Source organism: Arthrobacter luteolus NBRC 107841 (genome assembly GCF_001552075.1).
GTDB lineage: Bacteria > Actinomycetota > Actinomycetes > Actinomycetales > Micrococcaceae > Arthrobacter_B > Arthrobacter_B luteolus.
Genome location: NZ_BCQM01000005.1, coordinates 57520 through 80149, shown reverse-complemented (window position 1 = coordinate 80149; position 22630 = coordinate 57520). Strand labels below are relative to the sequence as shown.

Sequence of the window (22630 nt, the reverse complement as noted above, 5' to 3'; positions counted from 1 at the left end):
AGCTTGAAATTGATAACCCTGCCAGAAAAGGCATCGGTAGAATTTCATTCTCGTTGTGATGGGCGTCATAATTCAAATGCCTAATAAGCTGTTCAGTCATTACCACCAGGCATGGGAGTAGCAATGGAGTTCAGGCAGATCGAGTATTTTGTCCGGGCCGCGTCAACGGGTTCGGTGAGCAGCGCTGCCGCAGAGCTTCACATGACCCAGCCCGCGCTGAGCCGGCAGATTGCCGAGTTGGAGCGGGAAGTCGGGAGCCGGCTTTTTGTCCGGACGGCCAAGGGGGTCACATTGACGGAGGCTGGCGAAGCGCTCTACAGCCATGCGCATCAGCTGATTGGTCATATGGAGAAAATTCCCGAGATTGTTCGGGTTGCGGCATCGGGAAACCGCGTCCTGCGGATCGGAGCCCCTCCGGGGTTGCCACACGACTGGTTCCGCCGGATCTCCACCCGGGTGCGTGCGGCAGACCAGAGGGTGCAGCTCTCTCTATTCGAGGCCAGCAGCGATGAGCAGCGCAGGCTCCTGCGGAACGGCGCGTTGGATGTGGGCCTCCTGCACGCCCGTCCGCGTGAGGGGCATGCCAAGCACGTCCTGACGCAGCCGCTGGGGGCCGTCCTCCCCCCAGGCTCCCCCCTTGCCGGGCGAAGCAGCCTCAGGTTGGCAGACCTGGACACCCTGACTGTCATGGCACACGCCGTCGGCGAGATCAAGGCCCAGGAGGTCAAGCTGCGTGCGGCTGCGGACGCCGCGGGAATTAGGGCACGCTGGGTCTTTAGACGGTTCAGCCATCACGCGCTGCTGATCGCGGATCTCGCATCCGCTGATGCCGCCCTGACTACTCAGGCGTCAGCGGCGATCAATTTCCCTGACTGGCCCTGGGTTCCGCTGGATGCCCTGGATGAAGAAGGCATGGAGATGCTTGTGCGCACCTGGGTGACCTGGCCTTCCGCGGTCCAATCCGGGCCCGTAGAGGTATTGGTACAAGCGATGATGGAGGAAGCAGGAAACCCGTACGCCAGCGCCTAGAATCAGCCGTCAAGCATTTAGAGCCCGGACACCCTGCGGGCGTCCGCGTCCGGGTTAAAGCGGCTGACGTCGTCTAGAGCCAGTGTGCCGGTCGGCTGGTCTTCTTCTTCCAGCAGGTACAGCCGCTGGATCGCGATGACAATGGAATCGGCGACGGTCTGCCGGAAGACGGGATCGGCCAGCCGGTGTGCATCGTGGAAGTTGCTGAGGTAGCCCAGATCGATTCCCACGGATGGGATGCCGGGCAGCTTCAGTGTGTCCCAGGTGCGGGCGTGGATACCGAGGTTGCCCATATCGGTCCGGGCCGCAAGTTCCTTGATCATCAGGATGGCAGCCCGCTGGCCGATGGGGGAGCGGGGCTCTCCGGAGGAGGGCAGGCCCCAGTAATAGGCGGCTATGCCGGAGGCTGCCGGCTGGTCCAGCCAGTCGCAGTGAATGTTGACGTTCAGGCTCGGCAGCTTGCCGGCCGGGTCGTTGCCGTTGGCTTCGGCGTCGTAGGCAACCACCTCTGCCCCGAATTCGTTGAGGATGCGTTCCACCCGTGCGCTGACATCGGAGGCGACCAGCACTTCGGTAAGCGGCTGGCCGGTCAGGCGCTCCGTGACGTGGGCGGAAGGGGTTTCCGAACGGCCGATATTCAGGGTGATGGTCCGTCCGCGCAGGGCTGCCGTCGAACGGTCCAACCGCTCGTAATCGCGCAGCGCAAAGGCCTGGCTGGGGGAGAGGGCACGGTTTACGCGCAGCATGGCCGTCATCGTATCGGTGTCGCATACCCCGGTCCCGGGGATCCCAAGGTTCAGCTGCAGCTCGGCGACGGCGTAGCGGGTGCGGACACCGAATTCGCCGTCAATGTGCCCGTAGTAGAAGCCCAGGTGGGAGAGATGGCGCTGCAGTTCCGCGACGTCGTCGCCCCGCACGGCAGGCTCATCTTCGGCATAGGCCAGGGCGCGGTCGCCGAAGCGGAACTGGGCTTCGGCGAGGGCGCGCTGGGTGTCCGGTCCAGCGACGCCGTCGACGATCAGGCCGCGGCTCTGCTGGAAGGCACGGACCGCCGCATCGACGTGGTCATCGAAGACGGTGGGATCGTTAACGGCGTCCGGGGAGAGATAGGACATGGAAATGCCGGCGCGCAGCAGTGCTTCGCGAAGCGTTACTACGCGCCGGCTGGAATCCAGTCTCCGCAGACTTTCGTCCGCCGAGTGCATGGTCATGAAACCTACTTCAGGAAGGCCGCGAATTCCTGCTCGAGGACCTGCTTCGGCTTCGCACCGATCGACGTGGCAGCAACCTCACCGCCCTTGAAAACGTAGACGGCAGGGATGGACGTGATGCCGTACTTGGCTGCGATCGCAGGGTTGTCGTCTACGTTGACCTTCACCACGTCGACCTTCTCCGCGTACTCCGCGGCGATGTCATCGAGGATCGGGGAAAGCATCCGGCACGGACCGCACCATTCAGCCCAGAAGTCCACAATGACCGGCTTGTCTGCGGCCAGCACATCGGTGCTGAACGAGGAATCCGTTACGTCCTTGGCATTGCTCATGGTTTTGCTCCTTGTGGATCTCTAGACGGCGGCGTTTTCGGAAACAGTTTCCGACGCCGGGGTGGGAACGGTGGCAGCAGTGGCGGCTGAACCAAGGTCTGCCAGGTAATGCTCGACGTCGAGGGCAGCAGCGCAGCCCGATCCCGCTGCCGTGATGGCCTGGCGGTAGGTCGGGTCAATAACGTCGCCGGCTGCGAACACACCGGGCAGGGAGGTCTTGGAGGTGCGTCCCTGGACGGCGATGGTGCCGGCTTCGGTCAGCTCCAGCTGGCCGCGGACCAGATCGATGCGCGGATCGTTGCCGATCGCGACGAAGATGCCGGTGACCTCGAGGTCCGATTCGGAGCCGTCGACGGTGTTGCGCAGCCGCAGTCCGGTGGCCTTGTCCGCGCCATGGATCGCCACAACTTCGGAATCCCAGATGAAGCGGATCTTCTCATTGGCCAGCGCACGGTCCTGCATGATCTTCGAGGCACGCAGCGTGTTGCGGCGGTGCACCACGGTCACCGAATCAGCGAACTTGGTCAGGAACAGCGCCTCCTCCAGTGCGGAGTCTCCGCCGCCGATGACGGCGATGTTCTGCCCCTTGAAGAAGAAACCATCGCAGGTGGCGCACCAGCTGACGCCGCGGCCGGACAGCCGCTTCTCGTCCTCGAGGCCCAGCTCGCGGTAAGCCGATCCGGTGGAAATGATCACGGCGCGGGCCAGGAAGGTCTCCCCGGTGCCGATGGTGACCTTCTTGATGTCCCCGGTGAGGTCAACGGAGGTGACATCCTCGAAGAGGATCTCGGTGCCGAACCGGGCGGCCTGCTTCTCGAGGTTGGCCATGAGATCCGGGCCCATGATCCCTTCAGGGAAGCCCGGGAAGTTCTCCACGTCAGTGGTGTTCATCAGTTCACCGCCGGCGGTGACGGAGCTGGCGATCAGCAGCGGCTTCAGGTTGGCCCGCGCGGTGTAGACGGCAGCGGTGTAGCCGGAGGGCCCGGAACCAACGATGATGACGTCCCGGATTTCGGGCGCGGAACCTGCGGCATCGGGGAGAATTTCGGTGCTCACGTGCTGTGAACCTCTTTCTTTGGAGAAACGGGCGTGATCCGGTGATGGAACGCTCGGGGACTCTAACCACCCGGCACAACACTGACAGAGAACAGCTTATTCCGAATGGCTCCTGCGTCACACGTTGAGCCGCCGGGCCGGTTGCCGGCGGCTCAAATGGCTGGAATCAGGACACTGCGATCTCTGCGATGCGCAGGCCCCAGGGGTATTCGGCCTGCACTCCGCTGAGGCGGGGCAGCTGGGTGAAGTTGATGATGACGTAGCTGGCCGATGCCGGCTCACCGTCCACCTTAGGCACCGTGATGCTGGTGGTGGGTCCGGTGAAGCCGGACTGGGCCACGGTGGAGGCGCCTTCCAGGGTGGGCTGGTCATTGAGCATCACGGAGAAGCTGCCGCCGCTGCCGTTCAGCTGCGTGATGTCCACCTTGCTGATGGCAGATTCGTCTTCAAGTTCGACGACGAGCGCCAGGCTGGGCGCCAGTCCGCCGAAGGTCTCCGAAGCGTAGACGTAGCTGGACCAGTAGCTGGCCGGGTTGCCGTCGATGATCTGCGGCAGCGCGGCGTCGTTCACCGAGTCCAGGGACTGGTTGCCGGGAACCAGACGCGTGACACCTGCGGTCGCCGGAGCGGGCAGGGCGGCTCCGGTTTCCTCGGCTGCACCCTCTTCCGGTGCCGGGACTACCGCCTCCGGGGAGGTGGAGACCTCGTCGGAGGCGAACATGTCCCCGACCTTGCCGAGGTTGGTAAAGGCGAGAACCACGGCGACGATCAGCACCAGGCTGAGGAAGCCGCCGACCAGCAGCCGGCCGTACTTGCGGTCGCCGCCTTCCCGGGGCTCGGCGTCGTCTTCCTGGTCGTAGTCCTCGTAGGTATCGGACTCATAGCCGGCACCCAGGGCAGTGCGCGGGAAGCTGGAGGCCCGGCGCTCGTTCTCGCCGGCAGGCCGGTAGCCCTCCGCAGGGAAGTCATCCTCATCTTCCCAGCGGCTCACCTTGGGGGCGGCAACCGGGGCCGTCTCCGGCGTGGGCGTGGAGTAGGCGGCTGTGCGCGGGCTCTGGCGGGGCGGCGGGGGAACGGCTGCGGCGCCAGTGGCCGCTTCCGCCGGGGCTCCCTGGGATCCGCCGAACTCCAGGTCACGCTCAGCATTGGCAGCAGCGGAGGCACCTGCCGCTCCGGAAGCTGCGGCACCGCGGCCGAAGCGGGGGAGCTGGGGCTTGGAGAGGCCTGAGAGCAGAGGTTTGCGGTCCCGTTCCGGGGATTCCTCGACATAGCGGTCTGCTTCGACCGTCTCGGGTTCGCGCGAACGCGGTTCGCCAAAGATTTCCGAGCCAAGCGTGTCGGTGAAGAAGGGCTCCACATAGGGGGCGTCCCGTTCAATGACGAGGTCAAGGAGGTCCGCGGCGTTGCCGGTGGAGGTAATCAGATAGGTGCAGCCGTCGCTGACGCCCAGGTCCAGGATCTGAACGGTGGAATGACGCTCACCGATGGCGATTTCCCGCGCGCTGGCACTAACCTGGCTGGCGTTCTGCGGTGCGGCAACGAGGATGCTTACGGCACGGTTCAGCACCTGGTCCACGCCGTCGAGGACAAGGTCGTTCTCTGCCGAGGCCAGTACCTGGGCGGTGACCTTGTATCGGCCGCCCAGCACTGAACCAACGTTTACCGGTTGTGGCACGTGTTCCTCCCGTGGAAACGGCTGTAACTTCTGCAAGATGTAGCCACCGGCGGGCGTGGGGCTGCCGGTGCGGTTAACACAGTACGCGCACGCCACCATGGACTTTCCCGTACCGCCCGCCTTATTCCATGCTACCCGCGGCGGCGGCCAAACCTGAGTTTGGTGTCTCAGGCCCCGCGTTTGAGGCGTGCGAGGATGGGCGCCATGAACTCGTCCAGTTCCCTGACCTTCAGCCCGCGCAGCATCGCGGCGTAAGCCGCAGCCATCAGCGTGCCGCAGACCGCCAGGACGACGACGGCGCTGGCCAGGGAGCTCCAGGCAAACCCGTCGGAGGTGTAGCCGCCAAGCATTGCCAGGGCTGCTGCTCCCACGGCGGAGGCGCCGAGCGCTGCGACGGTCAACCGGACGTGCAGATCGAACACCCGCCCGGCCCCGTAGTGGCCAAGTTTGCGGTTCAGGAAGATGTGGCTGAGCACCACGGCGGCAATGTTGCCGATCGAGTAGGCCACGGCCAGGCCAAAAACGATCCTGTCCGCCGGAAGGGCGGCCGCCCCAAGGGCCAGGGACACGCCCAGGATGGAGAGGACAACCTGCATGATCAGTGGCGTTTTGGCGTCTTCATTGGCGTAGAAGGCCCGGTTCATCAGGAAGGTTGCGCTGAGGAAGGGGGCGCTGGCTGCCAGCAGGACCAGCACCTGCGCCTGGATCACGGCCGAGGCGTTGGACCCGCCGCTGAACCACATGCTGATGGGACCTGCCAGCACCACCAGGACAGCCGCGCAGAAAACGGTTGCCACGCCGATGGCCCGCAGTCCGCGGGCAATGGTGTCCCGGACGCCGTCCAGGTCCTGTTCCACGTAGGCGTGGGACATCCGGTTAAAGAGGACGGTCGCGAGCGAAAGCGTGATGACCGAGTGCGGAATGATGTAGAGCATCGCCGCCGTCTCCAGGTTGAGGTGACCGGCGATTTCCTGGGGAGGCGTCATGGCCTGGTAGGCCGGCCGCGCCGCGGAGGCGATGGTCGCGACTTTGGTGTAGACGAGGTAGGCCCCGTTGCCAACGAGCATGGTGAGGACGGTCCATTTGGCCACCTTGCCGGTCTGCCCGAGGCCGACCCCGCGCAGCCCGAAGGACGGACGCAGCCCAAGCCCCAGCTTCTTCAGCGGGAAGAGCAGCACAACGGCCTGCAGCACGATTCCGAGGGTGGTGCTGCCGGCAAGGATCAGGGTTGCCGTGGAGGTCCAGGTTTCCGGAGAGAACTGTTCGCTCTCCTGCCGGCCGATGAAGGTGATGAAGACGATTAGGCCGGCGATGGCCACCAGGTTGTTGACCACCGGTGCCCACATGTAGGCACCGAACCGCCCGTTGGCGTTCAGGATCTGGCCAATCACGGCGTAGGCGCCGTAGAAGAAGATCTGCGGGAAGAGCCAGTAGGCAAACACGGTGGCCAGCGGCAGCTGGTCCGGGTTGAGCGCTGTCACCAGGGGCAGGATCAGCGGCGCCGCGATGGTGGCCAGGGCAGCGATGACAGCCAGGAACACCAGGCTCAGGGTCAGGATTCGTGAAACGTAATCCGCCCCGCGGTCCTCGCGTTTGCTGGCCTTGATGATCTGCGGCACCAGCACGGCATTGAAGACGCCGCCTGCCACCAGGAGGTAGATGAAGTTGGGCAGGACATTCGCGGAACTGAAAATGTCCGTGACCAGCCCGGTATTGCCGATGGCCACGGCCAGCAGCGCGGTACGGACCAATCCGAGTACGCGGGAAACCATGGTTCCCGCTGCCATGACGGCGCTGGAGCGGGCAGTGCTGGGAGCGGTTTTCTGTGCGGCCATTATGTCCTTATGCTCTCACCTTCGCGCACTAATCCCTCAAAACCTGGAGGTCCGGGCATCCGCCGGGCTCCGCCGCCGGTCACAGGTGCTTGGGCAGGATCTCACGGGCGAGGTCCGCAATACGCCGTTCATTAGGGAAGGAAAGCCGCCGGCTCAGGACTGAAAGGGGTACCCACGCGACGTCAACGGCCTCGTGGTCAGGATCATTCTCAATCGTGAGCTCGCCGCCGACGGCGACCAGCAGATAGTGGTGCACGGTCTTGTGCACCCGGTGGCCGCTGACGGTGAACCAGTAGTCGATGCTGCCCAGCGGACTGAGGATACGGCCGCTGATGCCGGTTTCCTCGGCAATCTCGCGGATGGCTGCCTGCTGATTGTCCTCGTCGTTCTCCGGGTGGCCCTTGGGCAGGCACCACTCCAGCCGTCCGCCGCGGTTAAGCCGCGCGATGATGGCCACGGGCAGCTGGGAATCACTGGTATCCACCACAATGCCGCCGGCCGACACCTCTTCGACGGTGGGCAGGGCCGCATGCGCCGGGTGCGCGCCGGAACTGCCCATTGACGCAGTCAATGGGGTCCGCTTGGGCGCACTCGGGACAGGATGGGCCATACCCCCACTGTAACTACCTTTCCCCAGCGATGATGACTGTTCCCAGCCCGCCCCCGCCCGGCCGCGCCAACCCCGGCGTGTCCGGGTCACAGGCGGGCTCTGTTGTCCGCTGCGGCCGGTTTATCTGGCACGCTTAAAGCACTATGGCGCACCTTTTTGACAGCTCTGTCCCGCATCCCCCGCTTCCTGGCGTGATCCCGCAGCTGGGAGAGAAGTTCCAGGCGGCCGGGTTTGAACTCTCCCTGGTCGGCGGACCGGTGCGCGACCTGTTCCTGGGCCGGGTCTCTCCGGACCTGGACTTCACCACGAATGCGCGGCCGGATGACATCCTTGCCGTGGTCCGCGGCTGGTGCGATGCGTACTGGGAGATCGGCCGGGAGTTCGGCACGATCGGGATGCGCAAGGACGGCTTCCAGATCGAAATCACCACCTACCGCGCCGAAGCCTACGATCCGGACTCCCGCAAGCCGGTGGTTGCTTTCGGCGAGAAGCTCGAGGATGACCTGTACCGCAGGGATTTCACCATGAACGCGATGGCCCTGCGGCTGCCGCAGCTCGAACTGGTGGACCCCTATGGCGGAGTCCGTGACCTGCAGGCCGGAGTGGTGCGCACCCCCGGCGCGCCGTCGTCGTCCTTCTCCGATGACCCGCTGCGCATGATGCGCGCGGCCCGGTTCGCGTCCCAGCTCGACGTGCGCGTTGCGCCGGAGGTGTTCGCGGCCATGAAGGATATGGCCGGGCGGATCGAAATCATTTCGGCTGAACGGGTCCGCGATGAGCTGGTGAAGCTGATCAACGGCAAATCACCGGCGGCGGGCATGGACCTGCTCGTGGAGAGCGGCCTGGCTGACCATGTGCTGCCCGAAGTCGCCGCGCTGAAGCTGGAGATGGACGAGCATCACCGGCACAAGGACGTCTACCAGCACTCGCTGACCGTGCTGCGGCAGGCCTGCGAACAGGAAACCGGCCCTGACGGACCGGTGCCGGGCCCCGACTTCATCCTGCGCTTCGCGGCGCTGATGCACGACGTCGGGAAGCCCGCCACCCGCCGCTTCGAACCCGCTGGATCGGTCAGCTTCCTGCACCACGACGTCGTTGGCGCCAAGCTCACCGCAAAACGGATGAAGGCGCTGCGTTTTGACAATGACACGATCAAAGCCGTCGCCCGCCTGGTGGAACTGCACATGCGCTTCTACGGCTACGGCGACGCAGGCTGGAGCGACTCCGCGGTGCGCCGGTACGTCACGGATGCCGGCCCGCTGCTGGAGCGCCTGCACCGGTTGACCCGCTCCGATGTCACCACCCGGAACCGGCGCAAGGCCGAACGCCTGGCCTTCGCCTACGATGACCTCGAAGCCCGGATCGCCAAGCTGGCCGAGCAGGAGGAACTGGCTTCGATCCGTCCGGACCTCGACGGCAGCCAGATCATGGAACTGCTTGGCATCCGGCCGGGACCGGTGGTGGGCCGTGCCTACCGTTTCCTCCTGGAGGAACGGATGGAGAATGGTCCGTCGAATCCGGAAGAGGCGGCGGCCAAGCTGCGCGCCTGGTGGCAGGAACAGCCGGAAAGCCGGCAGGACACCGGGAGCGCGGAGCAGCCGGCGCAGCCCAACGAGACGGAGGAACAGTCATGACCGCAGGGAACTTTGGACCGGCAGTTCCGGATCTGACCCCCGCCGGAACTCCGCTGCCCATCCTTTGGCTGGTCCGGCATGGGGAGACTGAATGGTCCCGGGAAGGAAACTACACCGGACTGACCGACATCCCCCTCACTGCCGAAGGGGAAGCGCAGGCTGCCGCTGCGCGCGGAAAGATCGGCGACTTCAGCTTCGACCGGGTTTTCACCTCCCCGCTGGTCAGGGCCCGGCGCACTGCCGAACTCCTGGGCTACCCGGACGCCGAGATCCTGCCCCACGCCCACGAATGGGACTACGGACGGAACGAAGGCCGGAAGAGCACCGAGGTGCGCGCGGAGAACCCGGGCTACATCATCTGGAACGACGGTGTTCCGGGCGGCGAAGCACTGGACGCCGTCGCAGCCCGCGCCGACCGCATTATCTCCACCGTCCAGGCCGGCTGCGGAACGCCGATGGACCAGGACCCGGACGCCGTTCCGCTGCAGCGGGCACTGCTGGTGGCCCACGGACACTTCCTGCGGATCCTCGCCGCCCGCTGGCTGGGTCTTGCCCCCGATCAGGGGCGGCATCTGGTGCTGGGAACTGCGGCCGTCTGCGTCCTGGGCTGGGATAAGCACACTCCGGCCCTGCTGAAATGGAATATCTAGAAAGAATTCCGAAAAAGTTTTACTTTGGGGCTTGGCAATCCCCAGGTAAGTCGGCTATATTTTTTTCAGCGGCCGGCTCGGCCGCCCAGCAAAGTGCATAAGCAAAGTGCATGAGCTAAGCAAAGTGCATGCAGTCCGTACTTGTAGAACCCAGCGCAGCGGCCCTTCAGTGGCCCCGGACGAACAACGGAGGTGGAAAATGGATACGAATATTGCGGGTACATCCCGGCGGTCCCATTCGCAGTTCCATTTCCGTGCAGCCATGTCCGGCCTGCCGCTTGGAATGCAGTACCGGACCTGCGGCCAGCTCCTTGGCGCCGGCAGGCAGCCCGGCGGTTTCGGACAAGTCCGGGAAGCCGCTGTGCATCCGCGGATTGCCGCGTAGCCAGCCAGGTTCCACTGGGTCCCGGTCTGCGGGACCGCACTCCATGCAGCTCACCCAGGTTTTCGGGGACCGCACGGTTTCGATTCCTGGCCCTGACTGGTAATCCCGGTCTCCGGTGCCTGCCCGATTAATGCGGGCACAGATCAGCACGCGGAGCCCAATCACCTATTTCAGTGGCCATTGAATCGGACTGCACTTTTCCTTTCTTAGCCTTTTCATTTCCGTGCTTTTAGCGCGCCATTTTTCGGAGTATTCCCATGCCTTATATCAACCTGCCCTTTTTAGGGTTGAATGACGAGAAGTCTGTTCAAGCTTCAGCGCAGCCGCCTCCGCCCTCGAGGAAAGTAGTCCGGCGTGCCGTCGGGACGGATGCGCGCCGTGCCGGGCCAGCCAGGCTGGCGCGCAGGGTGGCCGGCGCCCTCCGCCGCCGCGGAGCCATCAAGCTTCTGGCTATCAAACTTGCAGCAAGCCAGGAGTCGCTGCAGGAGCAGGAAGAACGCCAGTTCAACCTCCTCACCCACTACGTCAACAGCCGCAGCAGGCTGTGACGGTGCCTGCCAGGCCTCGGTGGCCGTTGTCATCAGGCAGCGGCCACCCGGTCAGGAAACAAAGCCGGGCCTTCTCGCGTTGTATGGTCGATAGGTAGGGAACACAGGCCAGCGACGAAGGGAGTGCTGTGCCCCAGGTTAACCGGGTGGCCATGCTCTCGCTGCATACCTCTCCACTCGAACAACCTGGTTCCGGCGACGCAGGCGGGATGAACGTTTACGTTCGTTCCGTGGCCGTCCAGATGGCCAAGATGGGCGTGCAGGTGGACATTTTCACCCGCGCCTCGGCCCCGGACCAGCCGCCGGCAGTGGAGATTGCTCCGGGAGCTACCGTTCGCCACATCACCGCCGGACCCCGGCGCCGCCTCCCCAAGGAAGTGCTGCCCGGGCTGGCTGAAGAGCTGGCCGAGGGGATCAGTGCAGCTGCACGCGGCCTGCAGGAGCATGGACGCTACGACGTCCTCCACTCCCATTACTGGGTCTCCGGGATTGCCGGACTGGCGCTGGCACGCCAATGGGACGTCCCCCTGGTCCACACCATGCACACCATGGCCAGGGTGAAGAACGTCCAGCTGCAGCCCGGTGAGCGTGCCGAACCGCAGGTGCGGATCCAGGGGGAGCAGGACATTGTTGACTCCGCGGCCCGCCTGATCGCCAACACCACCACCGAAGCCTCGGAACTTGCCACCTGGTACGGGGCCAGCGAGTCAGACATCGACGTGGTGGCGCCCGGCGTCGACCTTGAGGTGTTCTCCCCGGCCGGCCGTGCGCTGGCGAAACCGCTGCACGGGATCCGCCGGGATGAGTTCCACGTGGTGTTCGCCGGGCGGATCCAGCGGATGAAGGGGCCCCAGGTGCTGGTGGAAGCTGCTGCAAAACTGCGGACCGCCCGCCCGGACATTCCGCTCCGGATCAGCATCCTCGGTGCCCCCAGCGGGTCCGAGGTCCTGGACTTGGAAGCCGCCGTCGCATCCCTGGCACTGGAGGGAACGGTGCAGCTGCGTCCACCCATCGCAGCGGGCGGGCTCGCCGGCTGGTTCCGCTCCGCCGATGTCGTTGCGGTGCCTTCCTACAGCGAATCCTTTGGCCTGGTGGCACTCGAGGCCCAGGCCTGCGGGACCCCGGTCATCGCAGCCGACGTCGGTGGGCTGCCCAAGGCGGTCAGCTCCGGCCGGACCGGAATCCTGGTCCAGGGACATGATCCGGCGCGCTGGGCAGCGGAGCTCGAAACGCTTTACGACCACCAGTCCTGGCGGGCAGAACTGGGCCGCTCAGCTGCCGTGCACGCCCGGGCGTTCGGCTGGCAGCGCACTGCGATGCTCACCACGCAGGGCTACCGGCGGGCTGCCGGTCAGGCCTCGGCGCAGTCCGTCCGAAACTGACGCTCCGACGCGCCACGGCTTGGATTGACGCACAACGGGGCTGGTGCGAGCGTTGTCCTATGGCCAACGACCTCGATATTTCCCGCGCCGCGACCCTGCAGCCGATCACATCCATCGCCGCCGCCGCCGGCATTCCCGATGAGGCGCTTGAACTCTACGGCCGGTACAAGGCCAAGGTGGATCCGCACCTGATCCCGGCCCGCGAGGAAAAGGGGAAGGTTGTCCTGGTCACCGCCATGAGCCCAACGCCGGCGGGGGAGGGCAAATCCACGGTCACTGTCGGCCTGGGCGACGCCTTGGCGCGTGCCGGCCGCCGGACTGTCATCGCGTTGCGGGAACCGTCCCTGGGTCCGGTCCTGGGCATGAAAGGCGGCGCCACCGGGGGCGGGTATTCCCAGGTCATACCGATGGAGGAAATCAACCTGCACTTCACGGGGGACTTCCACGCCATCACCAGCGCCAACAACGCTCTGGCCGCCTTGGTGGACAACCACATTTACCAGGGCAACGAGCTTGGGATCGACCCCCGCCGCATCACGTTCCGCCGCGTCCTGGACATGAATGACCGGTCCCTGCGCAACGTGGTGATCGGACTCGGCGGTCCCGGCCAGGGCACACCGCGCGAGGACGGGTTCGACATCACCGTGGCGTCCGAGGTGATGGCCATTTTTTGCCTTGCCACGGGAATCGAGGACCTCACCAGCAGGCTCGCCCTGGTCACGGTCGGCTACACCTACGACCGCCGGCCGGTGACCGTAGCGGACCTGGGGGTCCAGGGTGCCTTGGCTCTGCTGCTCAAGGATGCGCTGAAGCCCAACCTGGTGCAGACCATCGCGGGGACGCCGGCCCTGGTGCACGGCGGTCCTTTTGCGAACATCGCGCACGGCTGCAACTCGGTGATCGCCACGTCGCTGGCCCGGGACCTGGCCGACGTCGTCGTGACCGAAGCCGGTTTCGGCGCCGATCTGGGGGCGGAGAAGTACATGGACATCACCTCCCGCGCAGCGGACGTGGCTCCCGACGCCGTGGTGGTCGTGGCGACCATCCGGGCGCTGAAGATGCACGGAGGTGTGCCGCGGGACCGGCTGGGCGAAGCCAACCAGGCGGGCCTCGAGGCCGGGACGGCCAACCTGCGCCGGCATCTGCGCAACATTGCCAAGTTCGGGCTGAATCCCGTGGTGGCGGTCAACCGCTTCACCTCCGACACCCAGCAGGAACTGGACTGGCTGCTGGAGTGGTGTTCACAGGAAGGAGTGGAAGCGGCCGTCGCTGATGTGTGGGCCGGCGGGGGCGGCGGTCCGGGCGGGGATGAGCTTGCGGGGAAGGTCCTGGCTGCCCTGGAGAAGCCGTCCGCTTTCAGCCCGCTGTATCCGCTGCAGATGAGCGTTGAGGAGAAGATCCGCACGGTGGTCCAGGAGATCTACGGTGCGGACGGCGTGGAGTTCTCCGTGCCCGCGCTGCGCCGGCTGGAGGAGATCAGGGCCAACGGCTGGGAGCATTTCCCGGTCTGCATGGCCAAAACGCAGTACTCCTTCTCGGACGACGTGACGAAGCTCGGTGCACCCGAAGGATTCACCGTGCATGTCAGGGACCTGGTGCCCAAAACCGGTGCCGGCTTCATCGTGGCCCTGACCGGGGCGGTCATGACCATGCCGGGCCTGCCGAAGTCACCGGCGGCACTGCGGATGGGCGTGGCGCCGGACGGCACGCCGTCGGGCCTGTTCTAGGCCTCCCGACGCCGATCGGAACAGCAAAAAGGTGGTCCTCCCGCTGGGAGGGCCACCTTTTTGCTGGTTTGTTGAGCTTGGGGAGCGGGGCTTAGCGCTCGACCTCGCCGCGGATGAACTGCTCCACCTTGTCGCGGGCGATGTCATCGTTGTACTGCTCCGGCGGGGACTTCATGAAGTAGCTCGACGCCGAGAGGATCGGGCCGCCGACACCGCGGTCCAGGGCAATCTTCGCCGCGCGGACGGCGTCGATGATCACACCGGCCGAGTTGGGGGAGTCCCAGACTTCCAGCTTGTATTCCAGGGACACCGGTGCATCGCCGAAGTTGCGGCCTTCGAGCCGGACGAAGGCCCACTTGCGGTCATCGAGCCAGGCGACGAAGTCCGACGGGCCGATGTGCACGTCGTTCTCGGAGAGCTCGGCCTCCACATTGGAGGTGACAGCCTGGGTCTTGGAGATCTTCTTGGATTCCAGCCGCTCCCGCTCCAGCATGTTCTTGAAGTCCATGTTGCCGCCGACGTTGAGCTGGTAGGTGCGGTCCAGCGTGACGCCGCGGTCTTCGAAGAGCTTGGCCATCACCCGGTGGGTGATGGTGGCGCCGATCTGGCTCTTGATGTCATCGCCGACGATCGGAACGCCGGCATCCGTGAACTTATCCGCCCACTCCTTGGTCCCGGCAATGAAGACGGGCAGCGCGTTGACGAAGGCGACGCCGGCATCAATGGCGCACTGGGCGTAGAACTTGGCCGCTGCCTCGGAACCGACGGGCAGGTAGCAGACCATCACGTCGACGTCGGCGGCCTTGAGCTCAGCCACAATGTCCACCGGCTCCTCATCGGATTCGGTGATGGTTTCCCGGTAGTACTTGCCCAGGCCGTCGAGGGTATGGCCGCGCTGGACCTTGACGCCCGTCTCCGGGACGTCACAGATCTTGATCGTGTTGTTCTCGCTTGCGCCGATGGCGTCCGCGAGGTCAAGACCGACCTTCTTCGCGTCAACGTCGAATGCGGCCGCGAACTGCACATCGTTGACGTGGTACTTGCCGAACTGGACATGCATCAGGCCCGGGACGGTTGCTGTCGGGTCGGCATCGCGGTAGTAGCGGACGCCCTGCACCAGCGATGCAGCGCAGTTTCCAACACCAACGATTGCCACCCGGATGGGATTCTTTGCCACTGTTCTCCTTTGAAGACATTCATATGCCGCCGCACGCGGCGCAGGCAACTGCCTCAGTCTACTTTGTTAATCTGGTCACATGCGGCCCGCTTCCAGCTGCCCTGGCCTGCTGGCCCCTCCAGGGCGCGGCAGGCTGCCCGGCGGCTGCCTGGTCACGAAGCAGGAGGCAACGTCACAGAAGCGGGATAACGACGGCGGCAGCCCCCAGGACTGCGACGGCCGAGTGCCCTGCCAGCGAGAGGCCGCGCTGCACCGCAGGGCTGGCCCGGCCCCGCAGGAATGCGCCGGAAAAGACCAGACCCAGCTGCCAGGTGAGGGACGCCGCCGCCACTCCCGTGATGAACGCGGCAGGGCCGGCAGGCGGTGCCAGGAGGTCCCGGAGGCCGGCCGCCAGGGCCGCGAAATACAGCAGGGTCACCGGGTTGACCGCGGTTAATGCCACGAAGAGCACAAAACGCCCCCGGTGGGCTGGCCGGTGTTTGGCTGTCAGGACTTTGGCCGCACGCCCTTCGGCCTCCTCCGGAGCCTCCTCCGTCCGAGCCGCGGCACCGGCGGCGGCCGGCCGGGGGACGCCCCGGCAGGTCTGCCGGATGCCGGCCAGGCCCAGCAGAATGAGCGCCGTTCCGCCAGCCACGGCCGGCAGGTGGCCCCAGGACGCGGCGAGGGGCGCGGCGGCGGCACCGGCGAAGACGGCCAGGGTGCAGTACACCGTGTCAACGAGTGCGACGGCAAACGCCGCCGGTGCGGCTGCCCGGAAGCCCGCCGCCAGCCCTTCGCGCAGCAGCAGGATGCCGATGGCGCCCAGCGGTGCGGCCACGCCAAACCCGGCGATCACACCCGCTGCCAGTGATGAGAGAACGTCCATCCCTGCACTGTGCGGCTCACCGCCGGGCAGCACCTCACTTTGAGCGGTCGGGTGGTTAGAATCGCGGCGTGGACGATACAGACAGCAAAATACTCAGCATCCTGCAGAGCGAAGCGCGGATCACGTACAGCGAGCTGGGGCGCCGGATCGGCCTGAGCACCAACGCGGCCGCAGCACGCGTCCGCCGGTTGGAAGCCAGCGGCATCATTCTCGGCTACCGGGCCATCCTCGGCTCGGAGGCCCCGGACGCGGGCCCGGGACTGCAGGCCTTCATCGACGTGCGGCTCAAGCCGGAGACGGATTCACGCTCCTTCCTGGAGTGGTCCCGGAATGACCCGGCGGTCCAGGAGGCAGTGCATGTGACAGGTCCCTATGACTACCTCCTGCGGGTCGGGGTGCCCACCATGAAGGCCTTGGATGAGCTGCTGCACCGGCTCAAGGCGGGTTCCGGGGCCATTCAGACCCAAACCCGGCTGGCCCTGCGCTGAACGGCACGCCTGCATACTGGTAGGCATGGATCCCAAGCTCCGCCGGCGGCCGCTGCGCATCGTCGTCCCCAGCCGAAATGACCGGCTGCTGCGCCGCTTCACCGAAGGTATCGGCGGGCCGCTGGGCCGCTTTACCGCCCCGGGCGTCGTTTCCCCGGGCTTCTTCACCGTGGAGCGGGTGCTCATCCTCCTGACCACCGGGGCAGCCCTGGTTGCCCTGCTGGCCAAAACCCCCTGCCGGCTCAGCGGCTGGTCCAACCAGTTCTACATGGCCTGTTATTCGGACTGGCCTGCTCTGTTCAGCGCACGCGGCCTGGGGGAGGGGATCTACCCGTTCATCAGCGCCGGCTCCGAATTCGAGTATCCGGTGCTGCTTGGTCTCCTGGCCGGTTTCGTGGCCTGGCTGGTTCCGGCCGGCGCCGAATCCCGTGGCCTGCTGTACTTCGACCTGAACGCCGTTTTTGCCACCATCGCCTGGATCGTGACGGTCGTGGCGACCATGCGGATGGCCAACCGGCGCCCCTGGGACGCGGCCATGGTGGCCGTGGCCCCGGCCGTGATCCTGTCTGTCTTCATTAACTGGGATATCTGGGCGGTGATGCTCGCTGCCCTTGGAATGCTGGCGTTCGCGCGGAACAAGCCGGTGGCAGCGGGGATCTTCCTGGGCCTGGGAACGGCTTTGAAGCTCTATCCGGTGCTGATCCTGGGAGCCGTGCTGGTGCTGGCGCTGCGGACGCTCAAGTTCCGGGCCGCCCTCCTGGCCTTTACTGCCACCGCTGTGACCTGGCTGGTGGTGAACGTGCCCTTTATGCTGCGGGACTATCCGGGCTGGAAACATTTCTATGAGTTCTCCCGGGACCGCGGCTCAGGGAACTCCAGCGTCTGGCAGGCCTGGGACATCACCTTTCCCGAGCGGGCCGTCAGCCCGGAGTTCATCACCTTCTGGGCCTACTTCCTGTTCGCCCTGGCCTGCGCGGGGATCGCCGTCCTGGCCCTGGCCGCCCCGCGCAGGCCCCGGCTGGCCCAGCTCGCCTTCCTGATCGTCGCGGCGTTCATCCTCACCAACAAGGTCTATTCCCCACAGTTTGTGCTGTGGCTTGTTCCCCTGCTGGCCCTGGCGCGGCCGCGCTGGCGCGACTTCCTCATCTGGCAGTTCTTCGAGGTGATGCACTGGTGGGCCATCTGGCTCTACCTGGCCGCAGTGATCGGCGGCGGCCCGCCGGAGAACAACCTGGACTCGGGGTGGTTCGTCCTGTCCGTCATCGGACACATGGGCGCCACCCTGTACCTGATGGGCCGCGTCGTGGCGGACATCCTGGATCCGCGGACAGATCCGGTCCGCCGGCTGGACATCGACGACCCGCAGGGCGGGCCTTTCGACCATGCAGCGGACCGCTGGCGGATCAGGCTCCGGCGCCGCCCTCGGGTACCCTTGGAAACGGACGAAGCCCCGGCGAAAGAAGCACTGTGACACCCGCTCCCTACCGTTTCCAGCAGTTGTCCCGTGAGGACTTCGATGCCCTGGCAGAACGGCATCCCGACGTTGTAATACCGCTGGAGCAGACCCCGTACTGGGCGGATTTCGAGACCCGGCTCGGCCGCGATCCCTACGGGATCTGGGCCTACTACGACGGCGGCAAGCTGGTCGCCACCGCAAGTTTCCTGCGTTCCTCCCGCCGTTTCCGCCCGTCCCTGGTTGCCGTGAACGGCCCCACCTGGTTCAGCGAACGGACGCCGGAGGCCGAAGCCAGGCTGGTGCAGACCGTGCAGGACCAGTTCCGGGCGGACCCGGCGGTGGATCCGCTGTACGTCCGTATGCAGGTGGAGCACCAGCAGCCGCCGGTCACCGGACCGCTGGAACACGGCTGGTACGAGCGCGAGATCGTCGTCGACCTGTCACCTGAGACCGAGAAAATCTTCGCCGCGTTCCGCCCGAATGCCCGCAACCTGATCCGCAAGGCCGAGAAGCTGGGCGTGGATGTGCGCACGGTGGAGCGGGAGCAGTGGACCACGGTCTTCCGCACCGAGCTGTTCCCGATCATGCAGGAAACCGCGGCGCGCGACGGTTTCTCCAGCTTCGACTCCGCGTTTTACGAAACGCTGCTGGACGAGCTCGGTGACTACCTGCGCCTGATGGTCGCCTACGTCGACGGCAAACCGGTGTCCTGGCTGATCACCACCGAGTACCGCGGCTACGCCGTCTACTATTTCGCCGCCAGTTCCCGGGATGCCCGCAAGACCAATGCGCCGTATCTGCTGCTCTGGGAAGCCTTTAAGGTACTCAAGGAAGCCGGGAACACTGCCTGCGGCCTGACCGGCATCGAGAGCGAAAATTACCCTTCGCTGGCGAACGTCACCACCTTCAAGCGGAACTTCTCCAAGACCATTGTCACCGTGCCCACCACCTACGACATTCCGCTGAAACCGGCCCGCTACCGGATCCTCGCCAGTGCCCTGCGCATTCGGCGGGAAGCTCCGTCCGCCGTCAAGGCAGCCCTGGGGCGGCTGAAGCAGCTGCCGGCCGCAGCAAAGGCCCGCCGTGACTGATGTGACAGTGGTGGGATCCGGGCCGAACGGCCTGGCCGCAGCTGTGACCATGGCCCGCGCCGGACTTTCCGTGCAGGTCCTGGACACGGCGCCCACCGCGGGCGGGGGCACCCGCACCCAGGAACTGATCCGCCCCGGACACTTCCACGACGTCTGCTCGGCCGTCCACCCCATGGCGCTGGCGGCACCGTTCTTCCGCGCTTTCGGCCTGGCGGAGCGGATCCGGCTCACCATTCCGGAGGCGTCCTACGCGCAGCCGCTCGACGGCGGCCGCGCCGCCGTCGCCTACCGCAGCCTGGAGCGCACCATCCTGGGCCTGGGACCGGACGGGCAGGCATTTGGTGAACTGATGCGCCCCCTGGTCCGGCATTCGGAAGACATCACCGCACTGTTGATGAATCCGCTGCTGAGCCTGCCGCGGAATCCTGCCGCTGCCCTGCGGTTCGGCCTGGCAGCCCTGGAACAGGGAAGCCCGGCCTGGAACCGCCGCTTTTCCGGCGACGCTGCCCCGGCACTGCTGACCGGCGTGATGGCCCATCCCGTGGGCCGGCTTCCGTCCCTTCCGTCCGCCGGAGGCGGCCTGCTCCTGGCACTGCTGGCCCACACCGTGGGCTGGCCCATCCCGGAAGGCGGATCGCAGGCGATCTCCGACGCCCTGGTGGCGGACCTGCGGGAGCACGGGGGAGACCTGGAAACCGGGCACCGGGTGAACTCGCTTGCCGAGGTTGCCGGATCCCGCGCAGTCATCCTGGACACCTCACCGGCGGGGCTGCTGCGCCTCGCCGGGGACCGGCTGCCGCCCCGGTATGCGCACCGGCTGGAGAACTTCCGCTACGGCAACGCCGCCTGCAAAGTCGATTACATCCTCTCCGGACCGGTGCCCTGGTCCAATCCGGAAGTGGCCGCCGCCGGAACCGTGCACCTGGGCGGAACCCGCGCCGAGACGGCGGTGTCCGAGGCGGAGGTAGCCGCCGGCCGGCATCCGGAACGCCCGTACGTACTGCTTTCCCAGCCCAGCAGCTTCGACGCCTCGCGCGCACCGGAGGGCCGGCATGTCCTCTGGTCCTACTGCCATGTGCCGGCGGGTTCCGAGCGGGACATGACCGCGGCGGTTACTGCCCAGATCGAGCGGTTCGCACCGGGATTCCGGGACCTCATCGTGGACTCGCAGGCGACGACGGCGGCCGGACTCGCCGCGTATAACGAGAACTATGTGGGCGGGGACTTCGGGGCTGGCGCGGTGACGCTGCCGCAGATGATCCGGCGGCCCGTGGCGTCCCGGGCACCCTGGGGCACGCCGGTGCCCGGGGTGTATCTGTGCTCCGCGTCCACTCCGCCGGGACCCGGCGTCCACGGAATGGGCGGTTACCATGCGGCCGCGCTGGCCCTGCGGCAGGTTTTTGACCTGCCCGTTCCGGACCTTGCTCCTGCCCGTTGACGGCCGGCCCTGACGGGGCCTGCCGTCAGGCCGGCGCACACTCCGGCACGGCGAAGCGCCGGGGACGGGCCTGCGGGGATTCCGGTGTCCACAGGCTGTATCTTGAAAGGTGCCGCCGCTGCCTGGGACGGCAGCCAGAGCTTGACCGGGGGACCAGCCGATGACCGTTTCAACACCAGAGCGCCCGCGGAGCCGCCCCGGTGATGGAACACCCGCCACCGGCCTTCGGCCGCGCAGCCGCCGGCGGGCCCGCCGCGCTGGCCGGAATGCCGCCGTCGTGCTGACCGCTGCGGGGGTGGTGCTGCTGGCAGCTGCTGGGATCATCGGGTTCCGTTTCCTCAGCCACGATGTTTTCAGCCCGCAGGCCCAGGTGAAGGCGTATCTGGCTGCCCTGGCCTCGGGCGACCAGGCTGCGGCCATCGAGCTGCTGCCGCCGTCGGAAGCCCTGACTCCGGCGGACGAGGGCATCTACGCCGCGGCGGAGAACCGGATTACCGGGTATGAAGTGTTCGGCGAAGAAATCAACGGCAGCGAAGCGGTGGTCCGCGCTGAGATTGAGCAGAACGGCGGCCGCTCCACGGTGGATTTTGAGCTCAGTGACGACGGACAGCGGTTGCTGGTCTTCACCGGCTGGCAGCTGCAGCACACTGCAGCGCGGACGGTGGCGGTAACGGTCCCGGAGGGAGCCGGGGCGGTCAGGATCAACGGGCGGGACGTCCAGCTGCCGCAGCCCGGCGCCGGCACGGTCGAGGTGAGGCTGCTCCCGGGACGCTACCGGCTCCAGGGCCCCGACAGCCGCTTTCTCACCTACGGAAGCCCGCATACTGTCCTGGTGGAACCCGGTATGGCCGGGGATCCCGGGCCGGTCCGCCTGGTTGCGGCCGTGACGCCGGAACTTGCTGCCGAGGTGCAGGCCCAGGCAGACGCCTACCTTCAGGACTGCCTGCACCGGGCCGAGACAGCTCCGGCGGCCTGCCCGAATTCGGCCTACACGTCCGGCGGCGGCACCGCAGGCCACCGTGCCGTGGAGTGGACGGCGGAGAAGGCCCCCGTTTACCGGATCATGGGCTCACCGGCATCCGGCCTGTCCGTCTACGCCACCGGCGGTAAAGCCCGGGTGACGTACCAGGAGGACGCCGCCGGAGACGGGCGCTGGGAGACCCGGTCCGACCTGGTGAATATTCCCTTCAGCTCGGAGCTCGAGCTGGCCGGGGACTCGGTGAAGCTCGACTTCCGGCCTTAGCCCCTTGCACTGCCGCCCGGCGCGTGGCGAACTTGAGGAAGGAGGTTGCCATGACGGAAACACCGGAGCATCTGAACAACCATCACCGGGACACGCTGAACCAGATCCTGCGCCACCCCGTATCCCACAACATCGAGTGGAAACGGGTGCGTTCCCTGCTTGAGGCGGTCGCTGACACCACCCGGGAACATAACGGCAAGTACGAGGTCACCCTGGCGGGCCGCACCGATGTCCTCACCCCGCCGCGGGGCAAGGACATCGATGAACAGACCGTGGTGGACCTGCGGGAAATGCTGGAGCGGGCGGGATACACGCCGGAGGAGTAAACCCTCCGGATGTTCCCACCCGCCGGGGCAGCCGGCTGAGAGTTTTCCGCTGGCCGCCCAGGCGGGCTGGTGCCTTGCCCGAGAGCCCTAATCGACGGTGAGTTCGCCCATCCGGGACCAGTCCTCGCCCTCGATGACCGTGTTGATGATCTGCGGGGTTTCCTCCAGGGCCTGGACCATATCCTTCATGGCCTGCTGGAAGTGGCTGCTGTTCACGTGGGCTGCTGCGGCGTCGTCCTTAAACGCCTCCACCAGGACATACTCGTTCGGATCCTCCAGGCTGCGGGACCAGTCGAACCACAGGTTCCCGGGTTCGGACCGGGTGGCAGCAGTGAAATTGGCGGTGAGTTCCGGCCACCGGTCATTCCACTCCGGCTTGACCTTGAACTTAACGACAATGAAGATCATCTCTCCTGCTTTCGGTTGGGAACGGGACAGCAATCCTATGCCCCGCCCGGCGCCGCCGTCACGC

Annotated in this window: 21 protein-coding genes; 12 read left to right on the top strand and 9 right to left on the bottom strand. The window is 66.2% G+C overall.

Annotated features, from left to right (window positions below; genetic code table 11):
* Positions 1-123 precede the first annotated feature (123 nt).
* Positions 124-1029: a LysR family transcriptional regulator gene (locus AL3_RS10610; protein ID WP_066300432.1), complete on the top strand. Its 906-nt coding sequence runs from the start codon at positions 124-126 to the stop codon at positions 1027-1029.
* Positions 1030-1046: 17 nt separating this feature from the next.
* On the opposite strand, the gene AL3_RS10605 is transcribed toward AL3_RS10610, so the two are convergent.
* The 6 genes from AL3_RS10605 to AL3_RS10580 form a co-directional block, all read right to left on the bottom strand.
* Entirely contained in the window at positions 1047-2240 is a 1194-nt protein-coding gene (locus AL3_RS10605) for a peptidoglycan-binding protein (RefSeq protein ID WP_066300430.1), read from the bottom strand.
* Between the two features lie 5 nt (positions 2241-2245).
* Positions 2246-2572 (bottom strand): thioredoxin, encoded by a 327-nt coding sequence (gene trxA / locus AL3_RS10600; protein ID WP_066300427.1) that lies wholly within the window; start codon positions 2570-2572, stop codon positions 2246-2248.
* A gap of 21 nt (positions 2573-2593) precedes the next feature.
* Positions 2594-3628: a thioredoxin-disulfide reductase gene (gene trxB / locus AL3_RS10595; protein WP_169795749.1), complete on the bottom strand. Its 1035-nt coding sequence runs from the start codon at positions 3626-3628 to the stop codon at positions 2594-2596.
* A gap of 166 nt (positions 3629-3794) precedes the next feature.
* Complete coding sequence (locus tag AL3_RS10590; RefSeq protein ID WP_083521670.1) at positions 3795-5303, bottom strand: hypothetical protein; 1509 nt, start codon at positions 5301-5303, stop codon at positions 3795-3797.
* Positions 5304-5470: 167 nt separating this feature from the next.
* Entirely contained in the window at positions 5471-7138 is a 1668-nt protein-coding gene (gene murJ / locus AL3_RS10585; RefSeq protein WP_066300424.1) for a murein biosynthesis integral membrane protein MurJ, read from the bottom strand.
* Positions 7139-7217: 79 nt separating this feature from the next.
* Positions 7218-7697: an NUDIX hydrolase gene (locus AL3_RS10580; protein ID WP_370665272.1), complete on the bottom strand. Its 480-nt coding sequence runs from the start codon at positions 7695-7697 to the stop codon at positions 7218-7220.
* A gap of 194 nt (positions 7698-7891) precedes the next feature.
* On the opposite strand from AL3_RS10580, the gene AL3_RS10575 reads away from it, so the two are divergent.
* From AL3_RS10575 to AL3_RS10555, 5 genes are all read left to right on the top strand, one after another.
* A complete protein-coding gene (locus tag AL3_RS10575) occupies positions 7892-9382 on the top strand; it encodes a CCA tRNA nucleotidyltransferase (RefSeq protein WP_066300416.1) in 1491 nt (496 codons plus the stop codon).
* Positions 9379-10032 (top strand): histidine phosphatase family protein, encoded by a 654-nt coding sequence (locus tag AL3_RS10570; protein WP_066300413.1) that lies wholly within the window; start codon positions 9379-9381, stop codon positions 10030-10032. Before AL3_RS10575 ends, AL3_RS10570 begins: the two co-directional genes overlap by 4 nt.
* Before the next feature lie 792 nt (positions 10033-10824).
* Positions 10825-10965, top strand: a complete 141-nt coding sequence (locus AL3_RS18470; protein ID WP_157075266.1) for a hypothetical protein — start codon at positions 10825-10827, stop codon at positions 10963-10965.
* A 128-nt stretch (positions 10966-11093) separates the two neighbouring features.
* Positions 11094-12347, top strand: coding sequence for a D-inositol-3-phosphate glycosyltransferase (gene mshA, locus AL3_RS10560; RefSeq protein WP_151723845.1), 1254 nt, complete (start codon positions 11094-11096; stop codon positions 12345-12347).
* 59 nt (positions 12348-12406) lie between these two features.
* On the top strand, positions 12407-14074 hold the full coding sequence (locus AL3_RS10555; protein ID WP_066300409.1) for a formate--tetrahydrofolate ligase: 1668 nt from the start codon (positions 12407-12409) through the stop codon (positions 14072-14074).
* A 91-nt stretch (positions 14075-14165) separates the two neighbouring features.
* On the opposite strand, the gene AL3_RS10550 is transcribed toward AL3_RS10555, so the two are convergent.
* Together AL3_RS10550 and AL3_RS10545 are read right to left on the bottom strand one after the other, a co-directional pair.
* The gene (locus tag AL3_RS10550) at positions 14166-15251 is read right to left on the bottom strand and encodes an inositol-3-phosphate synthase (protein ID WP_066300407.1); all 1086 of its coding nucleotides are present in this window, start codon (positions 15249-15251) and stop codon (positions 14166-14168) included.
* A 172-nt stretch (positions 15252-15423) separates the two neighbouring features.
* Positions 15424-16116, bottom strand: coding sequence for a LysE family transporter (locus AL3_RS10545; RefSeq protein WP_066300403.1), 693 nt, complete (start codon positions 16114-16116; stop codon positions 15424-15426).
* 68 nt (positions 16117-16184) lie between these two features.
* Between AL3_RS10545 and AL3_RS10540 the strand changes: the two genes are divergently transcribed.
* The 6 genes from AL3_RS10540 to AL3_RS10515 all read left to right on the top strand — a co-directional run bounded on the left by AL3_RS10540 (position 16185) and on the right by AL3_RS10515 (position 22158).
* Positions 16185-16604, top strand: a complete 420-nt coding sequence (locus AL3_RS10540) for an Lrp/AsnC family transcriptional regulator (RefSeq protein ID WP_066300401.1) — start codon at positions 16185-16187, stop codon at positions 16602-16604.
* 25 nt (positions 16605-16629) lie between these two features.
* Positions 16630-18075 (top strand): glycosyltransferase family 87 protein, encoded by a 1446-nt coding sequence (locus tag AL3_RS10535; RefSeq protein ID WP_066300400.1) that lies wholly within the window; start codon positions 16630-16632, stop codon positions 18073-18075.
* Positions 18072-19151: a lipid II:glycine glycyltransferase FemX gene (locus AL3_RS10530; protein ID WP_066300399.1), complete on the top strand. Its 1080-nt coding sequence runs from the start codon at positions 18072-18074 to the stop codon at positions 19149-19151. Before AL3_RS10535 ends, AL3_RS10530 begins: the two co-directional genes overlap by 4 nt.
* A complete protein-coding gene (locus AL3_RS10525) occupies positions 19144-20589 on the top strand; it encodes a phytoene desaturase family protein (RefSeq protein ID WP_066300396.1) in 1446 nt (481 codons plus the stop codon). Before AL3_RS10530 ends, AL3_RS10525 begins: the two co-directional genes overlap by 8 nt.
* Positions 20590-20749: 160 nt before the next feature.
* Entirely contained in the window at positions 20750-21832 is a 1083-nt protein-coding gene (locus tag AL3_RS10520; protein ID WP_151723846.1) for a zinc ribbon domain-containing protein, read from the top strand.
* A gap of 50 nt (positions 21833-21882) precedes the next feature.
* The gene (locus tag AL3_RS10515; protein ID WP_066300391.1) at positions 21883-22158 is read left to right on the top strand and encodes a hypothetical protein; all 276 of its coding nucleotides are present in this window, start codon (positions 21883-21885) and stop codon (positions 22156-22158) included.
* Positions 22159-22245: 87 nt separating this feature from the next.
* On the opposite strand, the gene AL3_RS10510 is transcribed toward AL3_RS10515, so the two are convergent.
* Positions 22246-22566 carry a putative quinol monooxygenase gene (locus tag AL3_RS10510; protein ID WP_066300389.1) on the bottom strand — a complete coding sequence of 107 codons (321 nt, stop codon included), beginning with the start codon at positions 22564-22566 and terminating at the stop codon, positions 22246-22248.
* Positions 22567-22630: the final 64 nt, after the last annotated feature.

What these genes read in the sequence shown, in the direction of transcription:
- AL3_RS10545 (WP_066300403.1), bottom strand. Translation starts at nt 16,116, where the DNA reads ATGGACGTTCTCTCATCACTGGCAGCGGGTGTGATCGCCGGGTTTGGC.
- AL3_RS10515 (WP_066300391.1), top strand. Translation starts at nt 21,883, where the DNA reads ATGACGGAAACACCGGAGCATCTGAACAACCATCACCGGGACACGCTG.
- AL3_RS10555 (WP_066300409.1), top strand. Translation starts at nt 12,407, where the DNA reads ATGGCCAACGACCTCGATATTTCCCGCGCCGCGACCCTGCAGCCGATC.
- AL3_RS10605 (WP_066300430.1), bottom strand. Translation starts at nt 2,240, where the DNA reads ATGACCATGCACTCGGCGGACGAAAGTCTGCGGAGACTGGATTCCAGC.
- AL3_RS10575 (WP_066300416.1), top strand. Translation starts at nt 7,892, where the DNA reads ATGGCGCACCTTTTTGACAGCTCTGTCCCGCATCCCCCGCTTCCTGGC.
- AL3_RS10535 (WP_066300400.1), top strand. Translation starts at nt 16,630, where the DNA reads ATGGATCCCAAGCTCCGCCGGCGGCCGCTGCGCATCGTCGTCCCCAGC.
- trxA (WP_066300427.1), bottom strand. Translation starts at nt 2,572, where the DNA reads ATGAGCAATGCCAAGGACGTAACGGATTCCTCGTTCAGCACCGATGTG.
- AL3_RS10510 (WP_066300389.1), bottom strand. Translation starts at nt 22,566, where the DNA reads ATGATCTTCATTGTCGTTAAGTTCAAGGTCAAGCCGGAGTGGAATGAC.
- murJ (WP_066300424.1), bottom strand. Translation starts at nt 7,138, where the DNA reads ATGGCCGCACAGAAAACCGCTCCCAGCACTGCCCGCTCCAGCGCCGTC.
- AL3_RS10580 (WP_370665272.1), bottom strand. Translation starts at nt 7,697, where the DNA reads ATGGGCAGTTCCGGCGCGCACCCGGCGCATGCGGCCCTGCCCACCGTC.
- AL3_RS10520 (WP_151723846.1), top strand. Translation starts at nt 20,750, where the DNA reads ATGACCGTTTCAACACCAGAGCGCCCGCGGAGCCGCCCCGGTGATGGA.
- AL3_RS10570 (WP_066300413.1), top strand. Translation starts at nt 9,379, where the DNA reads ATGACCGCAGGGAACTTTGGACCGGCAGTTCCGGATCTGACCCCCGCC.
- AL3_RS10610 (WP_066300432.1), top strand. Translation starts at nt 124, where the DNA reads ATGGAGTTCAGGCAGATCGAGTATTTTGTCCGGGCCGCGTCAACGGGT.